The sequence below is a fragment of the Actinomyces sp. oral taxon 180 str. F0310 genome (genome assembly GCF_000185285.1).
Taxonomy (GTDB): domain Bacteria; phylum Actinomycetota; class Actinomycetes; order Actinomycetales; family Actinomycetaceae; genus Pauljensenia.
Window position 1 is genome coordinate 740,879 of record NZ_GL622194.1, and the last position, 21,182, is coordinate 762,060.

The 21,182-nt window shown below is 63.3% G+C and carries 21 protein-coding genes; 15 read left to right on the forward strand and 6 right to left on the reverse strand.

Translation table 11 applies throughout. The features are described 5' to 3' along the window. Positions 1-924: 924 nt before the first annotated feature. The 3 genes from HMPREF9006_RS03275 to HMPREF9006_RS03285 form a co-directional block, all read right to left on the reverse strand. On the reverse strand, positions 925-1,824 hold the full coding sequence (locus HMPREF9006_RS03275; RefSeq protein ID WP_009212113.1) for a sugar ABC transporter permease: 900 nt from the start codon (positions 1,822-1,824) through the stop codon (positions 925-927). Further along, positions 1,824-3,416 carry an ABC transporter permease subunit gene (locus HMPREF9006_RS03280; protein WP_034232028.1) on the reverse strand — a complete coding sequence of 531 codons (1,593 nt, stop codon included), beginning with the start codon at positions 3,414-3,416 and terminating at the stop codon, positions 1,824-1,826. The genes HMPREF9006_RS03275 and HMPREF9006_RS03280 overlap by 1 nt, the downstream gene beginning before the upstream one ends. A 212-nt stretch (positions 3,417-3,628) precedes the next feature. Continuing rightward, entirely contained in the window at positions 3,629-4,861 is a 1,233-nt protein-coding gene (locus tag HMPREF9006_RS03285) for a sugar ABC transporter substrate-binding protein (RefSeq protein WP_034230979.1), read from the reverse strand. Positions 4,862-5,023: 162 nt separating this feature from the next. On the opposite strand from HMPREF9006_RS03285, the gene HMPREF9006_RS03290 reads away from it, so the two are divergent. The 6 genes from HMPREF9006_RS03290 to HMPREF9006_RS03315 all read left to right on the forward strand — a co-directional run bounded on the left by HMPREF9006_RS03290 (position 5,024) and on the right by HMPREF9006_RS03315 (position 9,972). Continuing rightward, on the forward strand, positions 5,024-6,040 hold the full coding sequence (locus HMPREF9006_RS03290) for a LacI family DNA-binding transcriptional regulator (RefSeq protein WP_009212116.1): 1,017 nt from the start codon (positions 5,024-5,026) through the stop codon (positions 6,038-6,040). Between the two features lie 118 nt (positions 6,041-6,158). Further along, positions 6,159-7,178 carry a metal ABC transporter substrate-binding protein gene (locus HMPREF9006_RS03295; RefSeq protein ID WP_009212117.1) on the forward strand — a complete coding sequence of 340 codons (1,020 nt, stop codon included), beginning with the start codon at positions 6,159-6,161 and terminating at the stop codon, positions 7,176-7,178. Beyond that, positions 7,175-8,014, forward strand: coding sequence for a metal ABC transporter ATP-binding protein (locus tag HMPREF9006_RS03300; protein WP_009212118.1), 840 nt, complete (start codon positions 7,175-7,177; stop codon positions 8,012-8,014). Before HMPREF9006_RS03295 ends, HMPREF9006_RS03300 begins: the two co-directional genes overlap by 4 nt. Then, complete coding sequence (locus HMPREF9006_RS03305; protein WP_009212119.1) at positions 8,007-8,918, forward strand: metal ABC transporter permease; 912 nt, start codon at positions 8,007-8,009, stop codon at positions 8,916-8,918. The genes HMPREF9006_RS03300 and HMPREF9006_RS03305 overlap by 8 nt, the downstream gene beginning before the upstream one ends. Before the next feature lie 25 nt (positions 8,919-8,943). Beyond that, positions 8,944-9,342 (forward strand): Fur family transcriptional regulator, encoded by a 399-nt coding sequence (locus tag HMPREF9006_RS03310; RefSeq protein ID WP_009212120.1) that lies wholly within the window; start codon positions 8,944-8,946, stop codon positions 9,340-9,342. Between the two features lie 90 nt (positions 9,343-9,432). Continuing rightward, on the forward strand, positions 9,433-9,972 hold the full coding sequence (locus HMPREF9006_RS03315; RefSeq protein ID WP_009212121.1) for a hypothetical protein: 540 nt from the start codon (positions 9,433-9,435) through the stop codon (positions 9,970-9,972). Here HMPREF9006_RS03315 and uppS read toward each other — a convergent pair. Beyond that, positions 9,969-10,793 carry a polyprenyl diphosphate synthase gene (uppS, locus tag HMPREF9006_RS03320; protein ID WP_009212122.1) on the reverse strand — a complete coding sequence of 275 codons (825 nt, stop codon included), beginning with the start codon at positions 10,791-10,793 and terminating at the stop codon, positions 9,969-9,971. The genes HMPREF9006_RS03315 and uppS overlap by 4 nt on opposite strands. Continuing rightward, positions 10,790-11,527 (reverse strand): DNA repair protein RecO, encoded by a 738-nt coding sequence (gene recO, locus HMPREF9006_RS03325; protein WP_009212123.1) that lies wholly within the window; start codon positions 11,525-11,527, stop codon positions 10,790-10,792. Before recO ends, uppS begins: the two co-directional genes overlap by 4 nt. Positions 11,528-11,769: 242 nt before the next feature. Between recO and HMPREF9006_RS03330 the strand changes: the two genes are divergently transcribed. Next, positions 11,770-12,309 carry a TetR/AcrR family transcriptional regulator gene (locus HMPREF9006_RS03330; protein ID WP_009212124.1) on the forward strand — a complete coding sequence of 180 codons (540 nt, stop codon included), beginning with the start codon at positions 11,770-11,772 and terminating at the stop codon, positions 12,307-12,309. Between the two features lie 313 nt (positions 12,310-12,622). Further along, positions 12,623-13,207 (forward strand): TetR/AcrR family transcriptional regulator, encoded by a 585-nt coding sequence (locus HMPREF9006_RS03335; protein ID WP_009212125.1) that lies wholly within the window; start codon positions 12,623-12,625, stop codon positions 13,205-13,207. Positions 13,208-13,273: 66 nt separating this feature from the next. Here the strand turns inward: HMPREF9006_RS03335 and leuA are convergent, their stop codons facing one another. Beyond that, complete coding sequence (gene leuA / locus HMPREF9006_RS03340) at positions 13,274-15,028, reverse strand: 2-isopropylmalate synthase (protein WP_009212126.1); 1,755 nt, start codon at positions 15,026-15,028, stop codon at positions 13,274-13,276. A gap of 182 nt (positions 15,029-15,210) precedes the next feature. On the opposite strand from leuA, the gene HMPREF9006_RS03345 reads away from it, so the two are divergent. The 7 genes from HMPREF9006_RS03345 to HMPREF9006_RS10695 all read left to right on the forward strand — a co-directional run. Further along, the gene (locus HMPREF9006_RS03345) at positions 15,211-16,872 is read left to right on the forward strand and encodes an L-lactate permease (RefSeq protein ID WP_009212127.1); all 1,662 of its coding nucleotides are present in this window, start codon (positions 15,211-15,213) and stop codon (positions 16,870-16,872) included. Between the two features lie 93 nt (positions 16,873-16,965). Beyond that, complete coding sequence (locus tag HMPREF9006_RS03350; protein ID WP_009212128.1) at positions 16,966-17,250, forward strand: hypothetical protein; 285 nt, start codon at positions 16,966-16,968, stop codon at positions 17,248-17,250. A gap of 5 nt (positions 17,251-17,255) precedes the next feature. Next, the gene (locus HMPREF9006_RS03355) at positions 17,256-18,464 is read left to right on the forward strand and encodes a hypothetical protein (RefSeq protein ID WP_232209815.1); all 1,209 of its coding nucleotides are present in this window, start codon (positions 17,256-17,258) and stop codon (positions 18,462-18,464) included. Further along, a complete protein-coding gene (locus HMPREF9006_RS10525) occupies positions 18,461-18,820 on the forward strand; it encodes a hypothetical protein (protein WP_156794384.1) in 360 nt (119 codons plus the stop codon). Before HMPREF9006_RS03355 ends, HMPREF9006_RS10525 begins: the two co-directional genes overlap by 4 nt. A gap of 3 nt (positions 18,821-18,823) precedes the next feature. After that, positions 18,824-19,372, forward strand: a complete 549-nt coding sequence (locus HMPREF9006_RS03360; RefSeq protein ID WP_009212130.1) for a hypothetical protein — start codon at positions 18,824-18,826, stop codon at positions 19,370-19,372. A 780-nt stretch (positions 19,373-20,152) separates the two neighbouring features. Beyond that, positions 20,153-20,722, forward strand: coding sequence for a hypothetical protein (locus HMPREF9006_RS03370; protein ID WP_009212131.1), 570 nt, complete (start codon positions 20,153-20,155; stop codon positions 20,720-20,722). Positions 20,723-20,744: 22 nt separating this feature from the next. Beyond that, the coding region (locus tag HMPREF9006_RS10695; RefSeq protein ID WP_009212132.1) for a hypothetical protein at positions 20,745-21,182 on the forward strand (438 nt) is incomplete at its 3' end.

Genomic DNA, 21,182 nt, shown 5'->3' on the forward strand with positions numbered 1-21,182 from the left:
CCCTGATCGGCGCCTGGTCGCGCCGCTACAATGAAGAACACCCCCACAGCGCGCTAGGCTGGCTCTCACCCAACCAATACGCACGCCAATGGGCACAACACCACCAATAACAACCAACAACCCTCACAACACCCGGTCCACAAAACCAGACCAGGCCAGCCCGGTACACCCGATACGTGGGCATTGCACCCGATCCGTGGGCATTGCACCCGTTCTGATCGGGTGTAGCACCACATAACGGGTGTAGCACCACACAACGGGTGTAGCGCCACACAACGGGTGTAGCACCCCGCGTGACGTCGCCGCTTGATTGGCTGGCTGTGGTCTCGTGTTGTCGCGAGCTACGTTCGCACGCCAATCTGGGGCATGTGGCCCCACAATTGCTTGTTGATGAGGGGTAGTGCCGTGCTCAGTGGCACATTGTCTCCCAAGCTGGCGCAGCATCGACCCCTCGCGCGTCGTGCAAACGCTGCGCGCCGGCACCAATGCTTGTCGTTACGTGGTGTTACACCACTTAGATGTGTAGTACACAGGTGGGAGGTGGTGCAATGCTCGCAAACGACTGGAATGCTCGCGGACGCATCAAGGTGGCACCCTGGGCACAGCGCCAACACTGCGACCCATCGGGTTAACGTGCGCATAGAGCGGTCCCGGGCACCACCAATCGGGCAGACACCGTCGTCCGCCGGGTCACGATCCCGCAGTCTGTGCAGGATCGTCACCTGTCGGCCCATCCCCCGCTCCCTCCGGAGCACCCGTCATCTACCGCCTCCCACGCGCCCCTTCGGCCAGCTACAGCAACGCTCGCCCGCATGCAACGACGCAGGCAGCGCTGTCCCGCTCCGGACCACAAAGAGCCCCGGCCTCGTCCCACGGGGATAGGGGACGAGGCCGGGGCGGCTCAACAGCAGGGCGCGGAAGCACTTACTCCTTGACGGCGCCGGCGGTCAAGCCGGACACAATGTACTTCTGCAGGTACTGGAAGAGCAGGATCACGGGGATCGCCGCGATCACGGAACCCGCGGCGAAGATGCCCCACGGCGCGGTACGCGCGTCGGCTGCCCACATGTACATGCCAACGGCCAGCGTGAACTGGCTCTGATCTTGCAGGACCACGCGTGCGATGACGAAGTCACCGAGCGAGGAGATGAAGCTCAGCAGGCCAACGACCGCCAGCACGGGGCGAACCAGAGGCATGATGATCGTCCAGAAGGTCTGCGCGTGGGTCGCGCCGTCGATCATGGCGGCCTCGTCCAGCGAGCGCGGGATCGAGTTGAAGAAGCCGTAGAGCAGGAACGTGTTCGAGCCCAGGGCGCCACCGAGATAGACGCAGATCAGGCCGAGCTTGGAGTTCAGGCCGAGGACCGGGAAGATGTCCTGAATGCCCAGGAGCAGCAGGAACAGGGCGACGAAGGCCAGCATCTGCGGGAACATCTGGACCAGCAGCAGGCCGGTCAGGGTCGCGCGGCGGCCCTTGAAGCGGAAGCGGCTGAAAGCGTAGGCTGCGGCAGCACCCATGAGCACCGTGCCGACCGCCGTCACGGAGGACACGATCAAGGAGTTGAGAATCCACGACCAGTACATGGCGTACTTGCCACTCCCCAGGGCCCCGTAGTTCTCCAGGGAAATGTTGGAGAACAGCGAGTTCGAGCCGGTCAGCGTCGCGCCCGGGTTCAGGGACACGGACAGGACGTAGAGCAGCGGGACAATACAGTAGACAATCGTCAGGATCGCGACGATGTGACGCCATCCCACCTCCGCCCACCAGCGGGCACCCTTGAGGGTGGTTCCGTCGTTCTTCTTGGAAACGGTTGCAGCGCTCATCACAGCTCCTCAAGGGTCTTCGTCTGGCGGAAACCAAGCCACGCGATCACGCCCACGACAATGAAGATGACGATGGACATGGCCGAGGCGAGGCCATAGTTCGGCGAACCGGAGTCAATGGCGATCTTGTACACCATCGAGATTAGGATGTCCGACTCACCGACGGGCACCGACAGGCCCGGGTAGTTCGGACCGCCACCGGTCAGCATGTAGATGAGCGAGAAGTTGTTGAAGTTGAAGGCGAAGGAGGCGATCAGCAGGGGGACCGTGGACTGCAGCACGAGCGGCAGCTTGATGGACCACACGGTGCGCAGGCCCGAGGCGCCGTCGATCTTGGCCGCCTCTTCGATGTCGCCCGGCAGGGACTGCAGGGCACCGAGGCACACGAGGAACATGTAGGGGAAGCCCAGCCACAGGTTCACGCCGAGGATCGAGAGCTTGGCAAGCAGGCCATTTTCAAGCCACGGAATATGCGCGCCGCCAAGGAAGACCTGATTGATGAAGCCGAAGTCCGAATTGAGCATGCCCTTCCAGACCAGGGTGGCCAAGAACGCCGGGAAGGCGTAGGGCAGGATCATGAGGGACTGATAGATCTTGCGGCCCTTGATGCGCTTGTCGGAGAAGACGAGCGCCAGGATCAGGCCCAGGGCGAAGGTGGAGAGCACGGAGGCGGCCGCGAAGACGAAGGACCAGACGAGGGCCTTCAGGAAGGGGCCACCCAGGTCGTTGCTGGTCACCATGTTCATGTAGTTGCTGAAGCCAACGAAGACCCGCCAGCCGGGAGTCAGCTCGTTGCCGTCGGCATCGACGAACACGCCGGTCTTGTTGTTGGCCGTGTAGACCGTGCCCGTGGCGGAGTCGGTGAGCGTGTCGGCCTGGGCGTCGTAGCTGTAGGCCGACTTGGCCAGGTAGGCGGAGGCGCCGTCGTCGGTCTTGTAGTAGCCGTCATTCGGGTCGGACGAGACGGGAACGGTCAGCCCGGCGACATCCTTCTGACGCTTGAGGATGTCCGCGATTTGAAGAACCTTGTACCCCTCGACCTCGGAGATCATGCCGGCGGAAACGGTGCCCTTGACCTCGCGCAGCGGCGTATCGACGGTGCCTTCCTTCAGGGTACCGGTGGCCGGGTCGGAGATGACGAGGCCAAGGCCAGAGCCGTCCTCGACGACCGCAGCCGTCACATTGACGGCGCCGGGGGCGCGCTGTTCGGACGCCTTCAGGATCGCGGAGATCGCGTCTTCCTTGGTCGAGTTGTGTCCCTGCCCATAGTTCGTGAAGGACACGTAACCCGTGTACCCCATGACGAAGACCTGATAGATCAGCAGGAACACCATGCCGGGAACCAGGTACTTCGCCGGAATCATCCGCTTAGAGAAGTAGATCCAGTTGACGACAAGAAGCAGCGCAGCAAGAACCACCAGGACGATCCAGGACTTCACCATGTAGGCGGTGAAGACGCCGTAGAGTCCCAGTGCGTCAATCAGCATCATGAGGATGAGCTTGACGAAGAAACCACGCTTGGTCACATCATTTGCATGAGAGGTCGTGCGCCCCTCTTTTTTCTTTTCCGCAGCCTTCACTGGCTCAGCCATCGTGTCCTCCACACGTGCTCGTTTGCGCGTCATTGCGCCTTCATTATCCCCCCGGTTGGCGGGATAGGTGGCACCGTGGGTGCCGTGCGCCGCGACGCGGCGCTGCTGTTAGACGGCCTTGCGCCCGCCCGCCGCGTGGGAGGCGGGCGGGCGCAAGGCGGGTGCACACCAGAGGTGAGCGGTGCCGGGCGACTAGCGTCCGGCGAGGACGATCACTTGGAGGCGATCGCGTTGTTGATGTTCGTGATCATCGTCGACCAACCCTCGGCGGGCGCCTCGGAGCCAGTGACGATGTTGGCCTCGGTCTGGCCCCAGAAGTTCCACACGGAACCCATCGCGGGGATCGCCGGTGCGAGAGCGCCTGCCTCTGCGACCTTCGAGAAGTCCTTGATGTCCTGGTCCTCCGACGCGGCGGCGACTGAGGGCATGGCGGAAGCGCGGCCACCGAGCTTCTGCATCTCGGTCTGAGCCTCGGGGGTGGCCATGTAGTTGAAGAACTGCTTGGCGGCGACCGGGTTGGCGGACTTGGCGCTCTGGTAGAACATCTGGACGCCAACGAAGGGCTGCGCGGCCTGCGAGCCGGCGGCGGGGACGGGCAGGACGGAGACATCCTTGCCTGCCGCACGGAAGGCGGACACGTTCCACGGACCGGTCACCATGTAGGGAACCTGGTCATCGAGGAAGGCCTGCTTAGCGATGTCCGCGGTGATGGAGGGGGAGACAATACCCGCGTCGCCCTGAGCCTTGAGCCAGTTGGCGAAGTCGGTGCCGCCGGAGCCGCCCATGGCCAGCTCGGAGGTGTACTCGCCGCTCGCGTTGGTGTTGAAGACGGGGGCGCCGAAGGAGGTCTGGAAGGCGTAGAAGTGGTAGGGGTCGCCCTCGGTGCCCATCTGGATAACGAAGGGGTACTGCTTGCCGGCGGCCTTGCCCGAGGAGATCATGTCGTCGTACGTCTTAGGCTCGTCCTTGGTCAGGGCATTGTTGCGCACCAGGGCGACGGACTCGACGGCGTAGGGCACGCCGTAGGTCTGGCCGTTGTAGGTGACGGCCTTGACGGCGACGTCGGCAAACTTGGACTTGGCCTCGCCCAGGTCAACGGGGGCGACCACGCCGTTCGAGACAAGAGCACCCAGCTTATCGTGGGCCATGACGATCAGGTCGGGGCCGTTACCGGTGGGGACCTGCGTGGTGAACTCCTGGTCCATGTCGGACTCGGACTTCTGAACGACATCCACCTTCACGCCGGTGGAGCTGGTGAAGTCCTGGGCGATCGTCTCGACCTGGGAGAAGCGGGTGTCGTCCGCCCAGATCGTCAGGGTCGCGGCCGCCTCACCGCGGGAGTCGCCGGTGGAGGAAGAGGACGGAGAAGGGTTCGTTCCGTTGTTGCAGGCGGCCAGGGCGGTAGCCGCCGCGATGACGCCGAGTGCTGCGATGCCACGTCGCATTATTACTCCTGTGTTGGTCGGGCCGGTCGCCTCCATCAGCGACCCGCTACATGTGACACTGTAAACGCCGTATTTTGTTTCTGCAACAATTTTCCGAATTGTGTGCAAGCTGTTACATTTGTATGGATCGTTCGCGCGACAACCCGAAGGAGAGCTGAGTCGATGACGAAGAATCGCACGAGCATGGCGGATATTGCGTCCCACGCCGGCGTATCGACCGCAACAGTGTCGCGCGTGTTCAACGGCGTCGGCCAGGTCTCGGCCGAGACCCGCCGCCGAGTCCTGACGGCGATCGACGAGCTGGGGTACGACCGTCCCGCCCCCGAGGGCACTCCGGACACCCCGACGATTGGGATCATCGTGCCCGAGCTGACCAATCCGATCTTTGCTTCCTTCACCCACCACATCCAGGAGGAGGTGTCCCGGGCCGGAGGCATCTGCCTGATCTGCTCGCAGACCCCCGGGGCAACCTCCGAGTTCGATTACCTCAGCTCTCTTGTCGAGCGCAAGATTGACGGTCTCATCTTCGTCTCGGGCAGGCACGCCGATCTGTTGGCCGACCTGAGCCCCTACGCAAACCTTGCCGAGCGCGGTATCCCCTTCGTCACCATCAACGGGGCGCGCCCCGAGGTGCCCGCTCCCGACTTTTCCACCGGAGACGCCCTCGGAATCCGCGCGGCCGTCACTCACCTGCTCGAGCTCGGGCATTCGCGCATGGCGCTGCTCTCGGGACGCACGCACATCGTTCCCGCGCTCCGCAAGGCCGAGGCCTTCACCCAGATCATGGCGGAGATGCTCGGGGACCACTGCCCCATCATCGAGGAGACCTTCTATACATACGAGGCGGCGGCGGCGCGCACCCACGCCCTCATTGAACGTGGCGTGAGTGCCATCATCGCCGGGTCGGATCTGCAGGCCCTGGGCGCGATCCGCACGATCTCGTCGGCTGGCTTGTCGGTGCCCGACGACATCTCGGTGATCGGCTTCGACGATTCCTTCCTGATGAGCCACCTCAACCCGGCGCTGACGACCATTCACCAGCCGGTGCAGTCCATCGTGACCTCGGCGGTTCGCAGCCTCTTCGAGGCGTTGGCCACAACGACACACCTCGCGACCCATGCCGACTACGTGTTTTCCCCCGACCTGATCGTGCGTGGCTCAACCGCTCGCGCCCGCTAGTTGGCGCCACTGCCACCTCCGAACGCGGCGTGACAGAACCCGGCGCGCCCAACGTTCCTCGCGGGGAGGGATTCACCACCCGAGAATGACTTGACAAAGATTCTCAATCGGAAAGAGAATGATTCTCATGTCGAAGAGAATCCTTGCCGTCGCCTGCGCGGCCGCCACAGCGCTCGCCCTATCCGCGTGCTCCTCCCCCGCCCAGTCAGGATCCGGTTCCAATGCCGCCAAGGACGGCACCCTGGCCGTCATGGCGTCCTTCTACCCGCTGAAGTACCTCACCGAGAAGGTCGGCGGCCAGCACGTCTCCGTCACCTCACTGACTCCCGATGGCGCGGAGCCGCACGACCTTGAGCTCTCGCCGAAGATGGTCGACGCGCTGTCCTCGTCCGACGCGGTCGTCTACCTCGCCGGATTCCAGAGCGCGGTTGACGAAGCCATCGAGCAGCAGGGCCCCAAGACCGTCATTGATGTCTCCTCAGCCGCCCAGCTGATTGACGCGGGCGCGGACGCCAACCACCCTGCAGAAGAGGAGGAAGGCGAGGAGGCTCAGTCCGGACATGATCACGAGGGTCACGAGGGGCATGAGGGGCATGATCACGAGGGTCACGACCACGACATGACCGCCGACCCCCACTTCTGGCTCGACCCTGTCCGCATGGCGCAGGCCGCGACCCTGGTGGGAGACAAGCTCGCCGAGGCTGACTCCGCCCACGCGGACGAGTACAAGGCCAACGCACAGGCCCTCGCTCAGGAGATGAACGCCCTCGGGAACACCCTCGTGGAGAAAACCTCCTCGTGCTCGGTCACGACGTTCGTCACCGCCCACACCGCCTTCGGCTACCTGGCCGACCGGGCGCACCTGACGCAGGTCGGGATCTCAGGGCTGGATCCGGACTCCTCTCCTTCCCAGGCTCGCCTGGCCGAGATCGCCCAGATCGCCAAGAACCGGGGCGTAACCACGATCTTCACCGAGGCCCTCATCGACCCGAAGGTCGCCCAGACACTGGCCGACGACCTGGGGATCGAGACCGCGGTCCTGGACCCGATCGAGTCCCAAACCGATGCCTCCAAGGACTACGCCGCGACGATGAACGACAACATCAACGCGCTCACGAAAGCACTCAACTGCCAGTGACAACAAGCGACACTGACGCCACGGCGGGCACCTCCACCACGGGGGAGCTCGCCGTCGTGCGTCTGCAGAATCTTCACGTGGCATGGGACACGGACCTGATCCTGCACGGGATCACGATCGACATCCCGGCCGGACAGGCGGTCGCGATCACGGGATCCAACGGGTCGGGCAAGTCCACCACCGTCAAGGCACTCCTAGGCAACGCGCCCATCACGAGCGGGGACGCGCTCCTCTTCGGCCACTCCATCTCCTCTCGGCGGCGCGTTCCGTGGAGGAAGATCGGCTACGTCCCTCAGCGCGTCTCCTCGGGCGGCGCCGTAAGCGCCAGCGCCATCGAGGTCGTCTCCTCGGGCCTGCTCGGCCCCACCCGCCTGTGGCACCTGCCCGGCGACACGGCCAGGGCGATGGAGGCGCTCAAGCGGGTGGGCATGGCACACCGCGCGCGTTCCGCGATGAACATCCTGTCGGGTGGGCAGGCCCAGCGCGTCCTCATCGCTCGCGCTCTCGTGCGCAATCCGAGCCTGCTCATCATGGACGAGCCGATGGCCGGAATCGACGCCGCCTCCCGCCAGCGCCTGGCTTCCATCGTTGCCGACGCCAAGGCGAAGGGGACCACGATCCTCGTCGTGCTGCACGAGCTCGGCGAACTCGGCCCCCTCCTCGACCGCGAACTACACATCAGCGCCGGACACGTCTCCTACGACGGGCCTCCTCACATTGCCGACGACCACGAGCAGCACCACGACGGCGAGCACTGCCACCTTCCGGCAGGCACCCCGTTGGATCGGGCAGACGCCGGCCTCGTCGGCGGGATCTGGAGGGGAACCCGTGATTGACGCCCTGACCACCCTGCTCTCCTCCCCCATGATGCAGCGCTCCCTCCTGGCGGCGATCATCGTGGGCGTGACGGCACCGATCATCGGAACCTACCTCGTGCATCGCAGGCTCGCCATGCTGGGGGACGGCATCGGCCACATCTCCCTCACCGGCGTCGCTCTCGGGTGGCTCCTCGGCGCGGTCGCGAACGTCACCCCTGCCAACTCCTGGGCGATCCCAGGGGCAATCGTCGTGTCTGTCCTCGGCGCCGTTGCCATCGAACTCGTCCGGCAGAGCGGTCGAACCTCCGGGGACACCGCCCTGGCCATGCTCTTCTACGGGGGCATCGCCGGCGGCGTCCTTCTCATCGGCTTGGCCGGAGGAACCTCAGCCCAGCTCAACTCTTACCTCTTCGGTTCGATCTCGACCGTGCGGTGGAGCGACATCTCGCTCATCTCAATCCTCGGCGTCGCGATCATCGCGTTGGGCCTCGGCCTGGCACCCGCGCTCTTCTCGGTGACGAACGACGAGGACTTCGCCAGGTCGACCGGCCTACCCGTGCGTGCGCTCTCGCTCCTCATCGCGATCCTGTCAGCCCTCACCGTCGCGGTCGCGATGAGGGTCGTCGGGTCCCTCCTGGTGAGCGCCCTCATGGTCATTCCCGTCGCGATCGCTCAGCTGGGCGCCAGGTCCTTCCGTTCCACGATGGGCATCGCGATGGCCCTGGGCATCATAATCTGCACATGCGGACTTTCCCTGACGTACTTCGTCGACCTGTCCCCCGGTGCGACCATTGTCGTCGGCGCGATCGGCCTCTACGCCGTGGCCTTCACCGTCAGGGCGGTCCTCGATCGGGTTCGACGCGTTCAGCGACTGCGCCAGGCGCGCGCCCACAACCAGCACCCGGAGCATTCCGCTCCGTGACTCGACTGCAGGAGGCGAAGAACCTATGCAACGGATGACCAAGCAACGTCAGGCGGTCCTGGACGAACTCGCTCGTGTCAGCGACTTTCGCAGCGCCCAGCAGATTTTCGAGGACCTGCACGTCCAGGGACAGCGTGTCGGACTGGCGACGGTCTACCGGTCACTCCAGGGCCTGTCCGAGGACGGCCGGGTGGATACGCTGCGCTCCGCCGATGGGGAGACGCTCTACCGCTCGTGCGTCACGCCCCGCCACCACCATCACCTGGTGTGTCGGGAGTGCGGATTCACGAAGGAGTTTGAGCCCTCGCAGATGGAGTCCTGGGTTGACGCGGTGGCCACGGCCAGCGGATTCACCGAGGTGGAACACTCCTTCGAGCTCTTCGGTCTGTGCTCCTCGTGCCGCAACGGGGCCAAGCGACGCTAGGGGCGAGGGCGGCGAACGAGAGGCCGCCGATGCCACCCACAGCTAGATTAGGGTAGGCTTTGTGATGTTCGTCCACTTCTGGGGAGTTTCATGTTTGCCGCGCATATCGAGTCCATCGTTCCGCCGTTTGCCCGCGAAGGCATCTGGCTCTTCGTCTTTCTCTTCTTCGTCGTTCTCTCACGCGCCCAAATGACCTACTGGCTCGGACGCGGCGCGGCTTCCGGGGCGTTGCGGGCGACCGGGCGCGGCGGCCTGGTCGGGGCCATCGCCCGGTGGTTCAACGGACCCGTCCCTCGCAAGGGGGCGACGCTGCTGGATCGTTGGGGTCTCATCATCATTCCCCTGTGCTTCCTGACGGTGGGCGTACAGACGGCGGTCAACGCCGGCGCCGGCCTGGTGCGCATGCGCTGGACCACCTACACGATCGCCATGATCCCCGGATGCGTGCTGTGGGCGATCCTCTACGGTCTCGGAATGCTCGCGGTCTTCGCCGCGGCGGTCCGCGCGATAGCCGGATCCCCGTGGGGGTGGGCGGGGCTCCTCCTCGTCGCCCTCATCGCGGCCATGATCATCTATGGGCGCCGCAGGCGGCGAGGCACACAGGCCGCACCCCAGAAGAAGAACGCCTAGGCTTGGGCTACCCGGTCGACGGCGCCACCGAAGCGCCGCTCGCGCCCGGCGAATTCCTCCAGACACCCCCACAGTTCCTCGCGATCAAAGGCCGGCCAGGGGGTGTCGACGAACATCATTTCAGCGTAGGCCATCTGCCACAGAAGGTAGTTGGAGATGCGCTGCTCCCCCGAGGTACGAATCATCAGGTCGACATCGGGGACATCGGGCAGATAGAGGTGACGCGCGAGGGTCTTTTCGGTCACGCCACGCGGGCTGAGCCGACCGGCGGCCACGCCCTCGGCAATGGAGCGAGCAGCGTCAGCCAGCTCGGCTCGCCCCCCGTAGTTCACGCACATGATGAGGTCGAGCGTGGAGCAGTGCGAGGTGGCGCGGTCGGCTTTCTCGAGGGCATTGATGACGCTTCTCCAGAGCCTGGGACGCCGCCCACTCCACCTGACGTGAACTCCCCACTGGGCGAGCTGATCTGTTCTCCTGGCGAGCACGTCGGAGGCGTAGTTCATGATGAAGGAGACTTCGGCGGGCGAGCGCTTCCAGTTTTCTGTCGAAAACGTGTAGACGCTCAGGTAGCGCACGCCGGCATCGATCGCTCCGGCGATCGTGTCCATGAGGGCGTACTCCCCCGCACGGTGCCCCTCGGTTCGACCGAGGCCCCGGCCGTTGGCCCATCTGCCATTTCCGTCCATGATGAGGGCGACGTGGGCGGGCACCTCGCCGCGGCGGAAGTCGGGCGCGCTGCGGTGCCACTGGCCCGGTCCGAGCAGCGGCGCCGCGGGGTCGGCGGGGGCGCGGTCAACGGGGGTGAGTCGAGTCTTCGTCATGAGCGGCTCCTGTCGATGACGCTGAGTGAGCGCAGGCGACGCTCCAGGTGCCATTGAGTGTACGACGAGATGAGGCCCGAGGCCTCGGCGCGCGCGTAGGACTCGCACCCGTCCGCCCGCGCCCAGTCTCCGCTGAGAAGCTGGCCGAGCAAGGCAACCGTGTCCGGGGCGGGCGAGGAGGCGCCGGGCGGACGACAGGTGTCGCACACCGTGCCGCCATCGGGGATGGAGAAGGACCCGTGCGGTCCTTTGCTGCCGCAGATCGCACAGTCGAAGCACGAGGGCGCCCAACCCGCCAGGGCGAGGGCTCGCAGCGTGTAGGAGGTGCGAATCAGGGTCGGGTCGTGCCGGGAGCGCGCCAGCGCGTTGAGAGCCCCCAGGAGCAGGAGGTACTGCGAGTGCGTGCCATCGGTGGCATCGGTCGTGAGGCGCTCTGCGGTCTCGACGATGACGGTGGCAGCCAGGTAGAGGTCATAGTTGGCGGCGATGGCGTCGCCGTATTGGGCGATCGAGGCGACCTGCGTGAGGGTATCCAGGGTTCGTCCGCGGTGGAGCTGCGCGTCGATGACGGAGAAGGGCTCGACTCGGGCACCGAACTTGGAGGTCGTGCGCCGCACCCCTTTCGCGACCGAGCGAACCTGGCCGTGTTCGGCGGTGAGCAGGGTGATGATGCGATCCGCCTCGCCCAGTTTGTGGGTGCGCAGGACGATCGCCTCGTCACGATAGGACTTCATCACGCAGCCATTGTGTCACGGCAGCGTGGCGCGGGCGCCCGCCGTCACCCCCGTGCGCTCGGCGCGAAATCGCCTGTGAAATGGGGTGTCGTGTCCACCGACAAGCATTACCGCGCACGGCGTCACGAAAGTATGAGAAACTGACAGCGTGGTCGAGAGCACACACAAAGAACAGAATTCAACTAGATAGTTTTCTCGTAACTTATTATAGTTTACTCACAACCATTGAAGGAAGGATACAGATGGCACCCCCGATTGACGCCCGCGAAAAGCTTGGCACGGCACTGCGCCAGGCACTCACACAGACGCCCCTGTCAAAGATCTCTGTCAGCGCGCTGACACGCTCAGCAGGGGTCACCCGTCAAGCATTCTATTACCACTTCAGCTCCCTCAATGATCTCAACGCCTGGGTGTTCCGCGAGGAGATCACATCGCGACTGACCGCCAGTTCGGACAACTGGCTCGACGCGGTGGAGGCGACGATGATGTGGATCCACAACCATCGCGACGAGGCCTCCGCGGCGATGAAGACCATCGAGTCGAACGACCTGTGGGCATTCTTCGCCTCGAAGATCCAGGAGCAGATCGAGCCCCGGCTGCCGTCCTCGGCCTCGGCCACGGCGCGCGACGTGGTCGCCCAGCACTTCGCGCTGGCCGCGACCGCGCACATTGCCCAGTGGATGCTCTCCGGGCTGGAGGTTAACCCTTCGCTCGCAATCGCACGCATGAAGATCCTCATGACCGACCAGACCGGACCGGCACTGGCTCGGATCACCAAGTAGCGCACTCCCACCAACCGCGCTCAGGCACACACGCCGACTTCAACCCCGGCCTCGCTCCACGCGGGCCGGGGTTTCGCCGCCCCTAGGCGACCGCGGCGTTGTCACAAATCAGCTCTCGGGCGTCCGACCGATTCGCAGCCCGCCCAACGCCACCGCCGCGCGATGTCGCGCCCATTACACTCAGACTGGATGCGTGTGAGGTTCGCCGCGTTATACAATTGTCTAGTTCTGCCTACGGGCAGGATTTCGCGGTTCCGCGTTCTGGCATGTATAGTTCGCCGAAACAAGTCTGTGCTGTCGACGAGGATCTCCCATGGCCCACACCGATGCGAAAACAAGATTTGCTCTCGCCCTGCGTGACGCGCTGAAGACCGTGCCCCTCTCAAAGGTGACGGTCTCCGGTCTCACGCGCGCCGCCGGCGTGACCCGTCAGGCCTTCTACTACCATTTCTCCGACATCCGCGACCTGACCGCGTGGGTCTTCAAACGCGAGGTCGCCGACCAGATCGTCGCTCACTCGACGCCCGAGAACTGGTCCGATGGGCTGTTGTCGATGCTCGTGTGGATGCAGGCACACCCCCAGGAGACCAGATCCGTGGTGTCGTCGCTGACGATGGACGAGCTCCAGGTCTTCCTCCACCGCCAGCTGCGGTCCGTCATGGAGCCTATCGTCGCCCATCACAGCGAGGGGCTGGACGTCAGCGAGGAGGACCGAGCGTTCGTCACCGACCACTTCACCCTCTCGGTTCTCGGCCACGTCTGCCAGTGGCTGGCAACCGGAATGAGCGCGGACCCATTCCTCCTCACCGAGAGGATTTCGCGCGTCCTTCGTGGTCAGGTGCGCCGCGCCCTCACCCTCTTCGCCGCGGATCCGAGCTCCTCGGCTCCGCGCGGCTAGGCGCGCCCCGGCCTCGTTGAGGCACGAGGCCGGGGCAGCCCAGGCTTCTGTCGGCTCCCCGCCCGCTCAGCGCAGGGCGCGGTTGACCGCAGAGATGACGGCCTTGTACGAGGCGCGGGTGATCGACGGGTCGATGCCCACTCCCCACACGATCTGCCCCTCCACGGCGGCCTCCACGTAGGCGGCGGCGCGAGCGTCGCGCCCCTGGCTCATCGCGTGCTCGGCGTAGTCCAGGATGCGCACGTCCAGATCGAATTCGTGCAGGGCAGACACGAAGGCATCGATCGGTCCCGTCCCCGTGGCCCGCACCTTGATGGGCTGACCGGAATCGATGAGGGTCGCCTCGAGAGCGACGTTCTCCTCGTCCTTCGAGGTCACCTGGGAGGCACGCATTTCGAAGCGCCCCCACGCCTCCAGGCCGGGGGCGGCGCTGGTCGGCAGGTACTCGTCGGCAAAGATCTGCCACAGGGTGGCCGCGTTGATCTCGCCACCGTAGGTGTCCGTGTGACGCTGCACGATGCGAGAGAACTCCACCTGCAGTCGGCGTGGCAGCTCCAGCGCGTGCGCCGTCGACATCAGGTAGGCGACGCCCCCCTTGCCGGACTGCGAGTTCACGCGCACCACGGCCTCGTAGGAGCGGCCCACGTCGTGCGGATCAATCGGCAGGTAGGGAAGCTCCCAGATCACCGCATTCTCGTCACCCCCGGCGGCGTCAACGGCGCTCTTGCGGGCGGCAAAGCCCTTCTTGATCGCGTCCTGGTGCGAGCCCGAGAAGCTCGTGTAGACGAGGTCTCCGACGTAGGGGGCTCGCGGCGAGGTCTCCATCTGCGTGCAATACTCCACCGTGCGGCGGATCGCATCCACGTCCGAGAAGTCGATGCCCGGATCGATGCCCTGGCTAAAGAGGTTCAGGCCCAGCGTCACCAGGTCCACGTTGCCGGTGCGCTCGCCCTGCCCCAGCAGGCAGCCCTCGATCCGATCCGCGCCGGCCAGGAGCGCCAGCTCAGCCGTGGCCACGCCCGTTCCCCGATCGTTGTGCGGGTGGACGCTGAGTGCCACGTACTCGCGGCGGCTCAGGTTCCGGCTCATCCACTCAATCTGATCGGCAAACACGTTCGGGGTCGAGCGCTCCACCGTGGAGGGCAGATTCAGGACGATCTCCCGGCCCTCGCCCGGCTCCCACACGTCCATGACCGACTCGCACACCTCGAGGGCGAAGTCCAGCTCGGTATCGACGAAGATCTCCGGAGAGTACTCAAAGCCGAAGATCGTCTCGTCCCCGAGGCGCTTCTCCGCCTGAGCGATCACCTCGCGCGCGCCCGCCTGGGCAAGCTCAACCGTCTGGGCCTTGTCCGCGTGGAACACCACCTGCCGGAACACCGGAGCGGTCGCGTTGTAGAGGTGAACCGTGGCGCGCGGGAAGCCGACCATGGCCTCAAGCGTGCGCTCGATGAGCTCCGGACGCGACTGGGTGAGGACGGAGATCGTCACGTAGGCGGGGACGGCGTCGTCCTCAATGAGCGAGCGCACGAAGTCGTAGTCCGTCTGCGATGCCGCGGGGAAGCCGATCTCGATCTCCTTGTAGCCCAGGCCCACGAGCAGGTCGAACATGCGGCGCTTGCGGGCCGGATCCATCGGCTCAATGAGCGCCTGGTTCCCGTCGCGCAGGTCGGTGGACATCCAGCGCGGCGCCTTCGTGATGCGCTTGGAGGGCCACTGACGATCCGGCAGGTCAATGGGATTCGTCTCCAGGAACGCCCGGTACTTGCCGACGGGCATGGGTGAGCCGGAAGGAACGGGAACGCGGGATGTAGTCTTCACGCTGTGTAGTCTATCGGCGCTCTATCGCCGGAGGGGCGGAGCTGCGCATGCTGGACGTGAGATGCGGCGCGCTCCCCCGGCCAGCACTGCCAAAGAAAAATGCGCAAAAATGTGTACACCCCCGCCTTCATATGTCATGATAACTGGGTCCAATGTCCCACTCACTGACGCGCGGAGCAGCCATGACTTCTCTCTTGTTAGCCCAATCCTTTACCCCGTCGACAACCGCAGTCGCGGGCAACGTCTTCCTCACCGCCGTCGTGGGGCTTCTTCCCCTCGTCGTCTTTTTCGTCCTCATGGGCGTCTTCAAGGTGGCGACCCACTGGTGCTCGATCATCGCTCTCGCGCTCTCGCTCATCATCGCGGTCTTCGCCTTTCACATGCCCATCGACCTGGCACTGCTGGCTGGCACGCAGGGCGCCGCGATGGGATTCATGCCGATCATCTACATCATCATTGCCGCGGTGTGGCTGTACAACCTGACCGAAAAGTCCGGACGCAGCGCCGACCTGAAGGCCGTCTTTAACGCGATCGGGCGGGGCGACCAGCGCGCCCAGGCTCTCATCGTCGCTTTCTGCTTCTGCGGCCTGCTCGAGGGGCTGGCGGGCTTCGGCGCCCCCGTCGCCATCACCTGCGCGATGCTGGTCACCCTGGGCGTGCCGAAGATCAAGGCGGCCGTCGTCACGGTCGTCGGCAACGCTATCAACGTCGGCTTCGGCGCGATGGCGATCCCCACGACCACCGCCGGCAAGCTCGGCGGCGCCGAGGCAACGGAGGTCGCCGCCAACATGGGGCACCTCACCTGGGTCTTCTGCCTCTTCATTCCCTTCCTCATGCTCTTCATCCTGGATGGTGGCCGAGGCGTCCGTCAGCTGTGGCCCCTCGGTCTCGTCGCGGGCGCGGCCGCCGGCGTGGGACACTTCTTTACCCCCGCGATCTCCTACGAGCTGACCGCCGTCGTCGCCTCCCTGCTCGGATTCGCCGCCTGCTACGTGTTCCTGCTGCTGTGGGGCCCCACGACACCCGAGGAATGCGCAACCACGACCGATGAGTCCGACAAGCCCACGGGTGCGCGCATCGGCCTGGCACTGCTGCCCTACGTGCTCGTCGTCGTCATCATCGCGATCACCAAGCTCGCGAAGCCGATCACCGCGTTCCTGTCCTCCACGGACGTGAAGATCCCCTGGCCGGGCCTCTTCGGTCACTTCCTGTCCAAGGACGGCACAGTTGTCGACGGCCCCTACTATGACCTGCAGATCCTGTCGAACCCCGGCACCTGGATCTTCGTCACCGGCATCATCGTCGCCATCGTCTACGGCTCGAACTCCTCCGGCGGGCGCTTCCAGACCTCTGTGGGCAAGATGTTCGCCGTACTGCCCCAGACGATCTACTCGCTTCGCATGGCGATCCTGACGATCGCGTCGGTCATGGCTCTGGCCTTCGTCATGAACCTCTCCGGGCAGACCACCTCCATCGGTGCCGCGCTGGCCACGACGGGCGCCGCGTTCGCCTTCCTCTCCCCCATCCTGGGGTGGATCGGCACCGCCGTCGCAGGCTCCGCGACCTCCGCGGGCGCCCTCTTCGCGAACCTCCAGTCCACGGCGGCGGCCGGAGCCGGCCTGGATCCGCGCATCCTCCTGGCGGCCAACACGATCGGTGGCGGCATCGGAAAGATCGTCTCCCCGCAGAACCTGGCGATTGCGGCGACCTCGGTCGATGCCGAAGGATCGGACGCGGAGATCCTCAAGAAAGCCGCTCCCTATTCGATCGGCCTACTCGTGGTCCTGTGTGTCCTGGTGTTCGTCGCATCCCAGGGCTGGCTCGGCGCCTACATGCCGAACTGAGCGGCGCCACGCTCGCTCCGCAGGTCTCGGGAGGCGATTTGCCTCCCGAGACCTCCCCCTTGTAGGCTCGGATCAGAAAAGCCAACAAAGGAGATGCCGGTGGCGGACTTGAGTTTTTCCAGCGATGCCTTACGCACAGCCGCGCAATACGTGGGCGAAGCGGCAACCTGCACCAAGGTGACGCCTCCGACGGGGGATCCCTGCAGCCACGTCTATGCGCAACGGGTCAGCGAACCGATCAATGACCTCAACGATAAAGAGACCGCCTTCCAGGACGAACTCGAGGCAATGCACTCCAACATGCTGGAGACGCTCCAGGCGTTTGAGGACACGGAGAACGCAATCGCCAGTTCCTTCAGTGCTTCTAGCGAGGGATGACGCAGATGGTCACGAAAACCGAGCTGTACGCACTTGACCTATCTTCGTTCACAGCCACAATTGAAAGCCTCGACGAGCAGCTTCGAGCCAATCAGGAGAAGTTAGACGACATTGCCCATGCGAAGGAGATAATTTCTTCGAACCTGCAGGGACAGAGCGCCCAGGCGATGATCTCCAAACTGGACACGCTCGAGCAGCGGATCAACACTCACATGACTGCGATCCAACAGACGCAGGCGGCGCTCACCACATATCGCACCAACAAGCAACAGCTCCAACGCAACGTTATCGATTATGTTGACAGCGTTGAACTCGATGGCTTTGCTGTTTCCAATCTCTGGATAATCCGTCCCTCGGACACGATGCTCGCCGTGCTTTCTCCGGTCTACATTGGCGCACGATTCATCTCAGCTGCCATTATGCAGAAACGACTCACTGCGCTCGTAGAAACGTTTGATCGATACGACCTTCAAGCTGCTCTTGATTCCGGCTCAGATGTCCAGCCTTATACAACGTCAGGCGGGTTCTCGACTATCGAACCCGACCGAACGATACACTGGGACAATGACTTTCCTCATGGTTCAAAAGCGGGAGAGGACACTCCCGAGGACCATTACAATTGGTGGAAATGGAAAGCGATGCTTGAAATCGGTGCCAGAGGGATCAAAAACATCCCGGATGCCGCTGACTTCTATGCGCATTTCCGCGACAATACCGGCACTCCAATGACATTTGATTACGAGAGAGCCTACGAAGAGGATGCCGGTGTCCGCAACCGCGTGAACGCGCGCGTCAATGACTCGCTACAGGCAGCTAATGAAGCGGTCACCGCAGGAATGACTGAAACGACACTGTACTCTCCTGCAACTTCTGAGGGCCCCTATCCGTCAACCGAAAACTGGCGTAAAACAATCGGTGGCCACACGAACTACACGACAACAAACGTCCAGGTGTCAGGGGACACCGTCACCGCAACAGTTACCGTTCACGCTCGCGATAGATACAACTTCGATAGAGGCAAAGCCGACGTGGACTCGGGAACACCTGACGCGGTTAATGGGCGTTTTGAAGAACTCGGCTGGGCACAGAGCTTCGATACTAGCGGAAGCTTGACTCAGACATACACTTGGAAAGTAGGCGAACAGCCACCAACACTCCCAACCGATACCACAGAAAACGAGAGCGGACGACGAATCGGGGGTAGAAACCGATGAAGACATCACAACTACTTTCCGGGGATGGCTTAGACCAGCTCTTTCCCGTGCATGAGTATTTTCAAATACTAGATCGGGATGTCTCTCTCATCGTGGAGGAAACACTGCCCGGCCCGTCAGATCGACTATTTACAATATTTGCGCTTGCTGATAACGAATGGCGTGACGTTCTCGCCGAGCACTGTACAGGAGAATATACCGGGGAGCTTCACTTGCCCGCAGATTATGCTTATCTCACCAATAAAACGTGGCACACGGGTCGAGACCTGCCATCATATCTTGGAATCAGCCATCATTCGACAGACGTGGCCATCTGCGGGAACTACGTCTACATCTCAATGTATTTCGGAGCTTGATCGATGAAATCACTCTTTCGACTGCCCCTTCCTATACTCGCCATCGCGGCGCTCACCGCCGCATGCAACCCCTTTACGCCCAAGACTTCGACTCCTCAGAACCCGAAGGATCCTCGCTTCTCTGAGTTCGTCTTCCAAAGCGATAAAGAGCCAACCGTCAAGGATCAGACGGACTCCGTGAACCTACGTTGGCCGAGCATGGAGGCGAGCGAGGCGCACCTCGCCATCGCTTATTCCAGGCAAACAGGTTCCCTTCCCGACAAGGACCCCGAGTTCTGGCTGACCGCTGTTGCCACCGTTCCCGATAAGACGATTCAGCTCCTCGCAGAGGGAGAAACCACCGACACACTCCTGCCTGGAATCTATCCCGCTCTCTACGAGCACGTACCCCAGGAGTGCCAGTTCACCACCATCGATCCGTCCTTCGCGGACAAGACCCTCGCACCCGATAAGTCCAACATTCCAGACGATTTCGGCCCCATGAACATCGAGGCACTAGCTATGTCCGAGGATTGCCACCTTCTCATACTGACCGCTCTCGGCCACTCCTGAACCCCACGGACCTCCCCTCCGCTCTCGACCGCACCCCGGTCTCGTTGATGACTGCCCGAAGAATGACCGCAAGGATGAACATGAAGGTCCCACTCAAGACCGTCGCGTCGCTGCTCGCGGTCGCGGCGCTCACCGCTGGCTGCAACCCGTTCACCCCCAAAACCTCCGCGCCTCAATACCCGTAGGATCCCCACTTCTCCGAGTTCGTCTTTGACTTTAACGAAGAACCAAAGGTCCAAACACGCGTCGATTCCCTCAACCTACGCTGGCCTAAGATCAACGCCACGGAAGCTCACGTCGTCGTCGAATACTCACGTTCGGGTATCGGCGTTCCCCAGACGGAACCAGAATTCTGGATCACGGCTGTCGCTACCGTCCCGGATGAGACAATCGCGCAGCTCATCAACGGCAGCATCGACGACTCGTCCCTTCTGCCCGGGATCTACCCAGGACTGTACGAGTACGTCCCCCAGGACTGCCACTTCACGAACATTGACACCGCATTCGCCAATGATCGCCTCGGAGTAGACCTAGACGAGGCAACGAAAGGCTTCGCTCCGATCGACATCACCGGACTCGCAGCGTCAGAAGACTGCAATCTCATCGTCATAACAGCGCTCGGGCATAGTTTCACTCCCCCTTCGTATCCTGGCCAATCCCAGTAACGATTCTCCTGACCATCGCCACCATGACATGCTCTCCAGGACCGCAGTGGTAACTCCCCGACCACTCCCCCGGCCTCGTTGACGAAAGTACCGAAGACTTCACCTAAAGAAACACATGAAGACCCCTCTTAAGCTCCTTGCATCTACGCTCGTCGTCGCGGCGCTCACCGCTGCCTGCAACCCGTTCACCCCCAAGAACACACCGAGGGCCACCCCGACTCAGTACCCGCAGGACCCACGCTTCACCGAATTCACGTACGAGACCGATGACGAGCTGAAGGTACAGGAGCGTGTCGACTCATTCAACGAGCGTATACCCGGACTGGGAGCGACCGACGGCCACGTCCTCGTAGCCCATTTCCGGGATGGCGCCGACCGGGAGCCGACGCCGGACCGCCAATTCTGGCTGACTGGTGTCGCCGAGGTCCCCGACACGACGATCGCCATGTTCGTAGATGACGACATCGGCGGATCTTCATTGCTGCCCGGCATTCACCCCAGCCTGTACGAGTACGTACCTGAGGAATGCTCTTTCACGACCGTCGATCCGACCGTTGCAAACAAGGTCCTCGGCACCGATCCGGAAGCCATCTATTCGGACTGGGGATCATTCGAGATCCGCGAGTTTGCTGTCTCCGCGCAGTGCAATCTCATTATCGTCACCGGCGATGGCCTCAACGCCTAGCACACCAACGTTCAGGACACTCATGAAACCCACTCTCAAGCTTCTCGCCCCAGCTCTCGCGGTTATCGCTCTGGTATCCGCTTGTTTTCCGTCGGCCTCCTCTGGGCGTTCGTCCAGCCACAAAAATACACTCAGCCCATCGAAGCTGGACCCTCGATTCGCTGAGTTCCGGTACACCTTCACGGAAAAACCGGAAATTCAAGAGCGCGTCGATATTCTCAACGAGCAATGGCTCAACCTGGATGCGACGGAAGCTCACCTCACCCTCGCGTTCTCCCGCACTGGCTTCTTTGAACTCAACAACGAACCCGAATTTTGGATGAGTGGCGTCGCGACCATCTCTGATGAAGCAACCACGATGCTCCTCAACAAGACGAACGACAACAGAACCCTGCTGCCAGGCATCTACCCGGGCCTTTACGAGTACGTTCCCAAAGACTGCACCTTCAGCAACATTGAT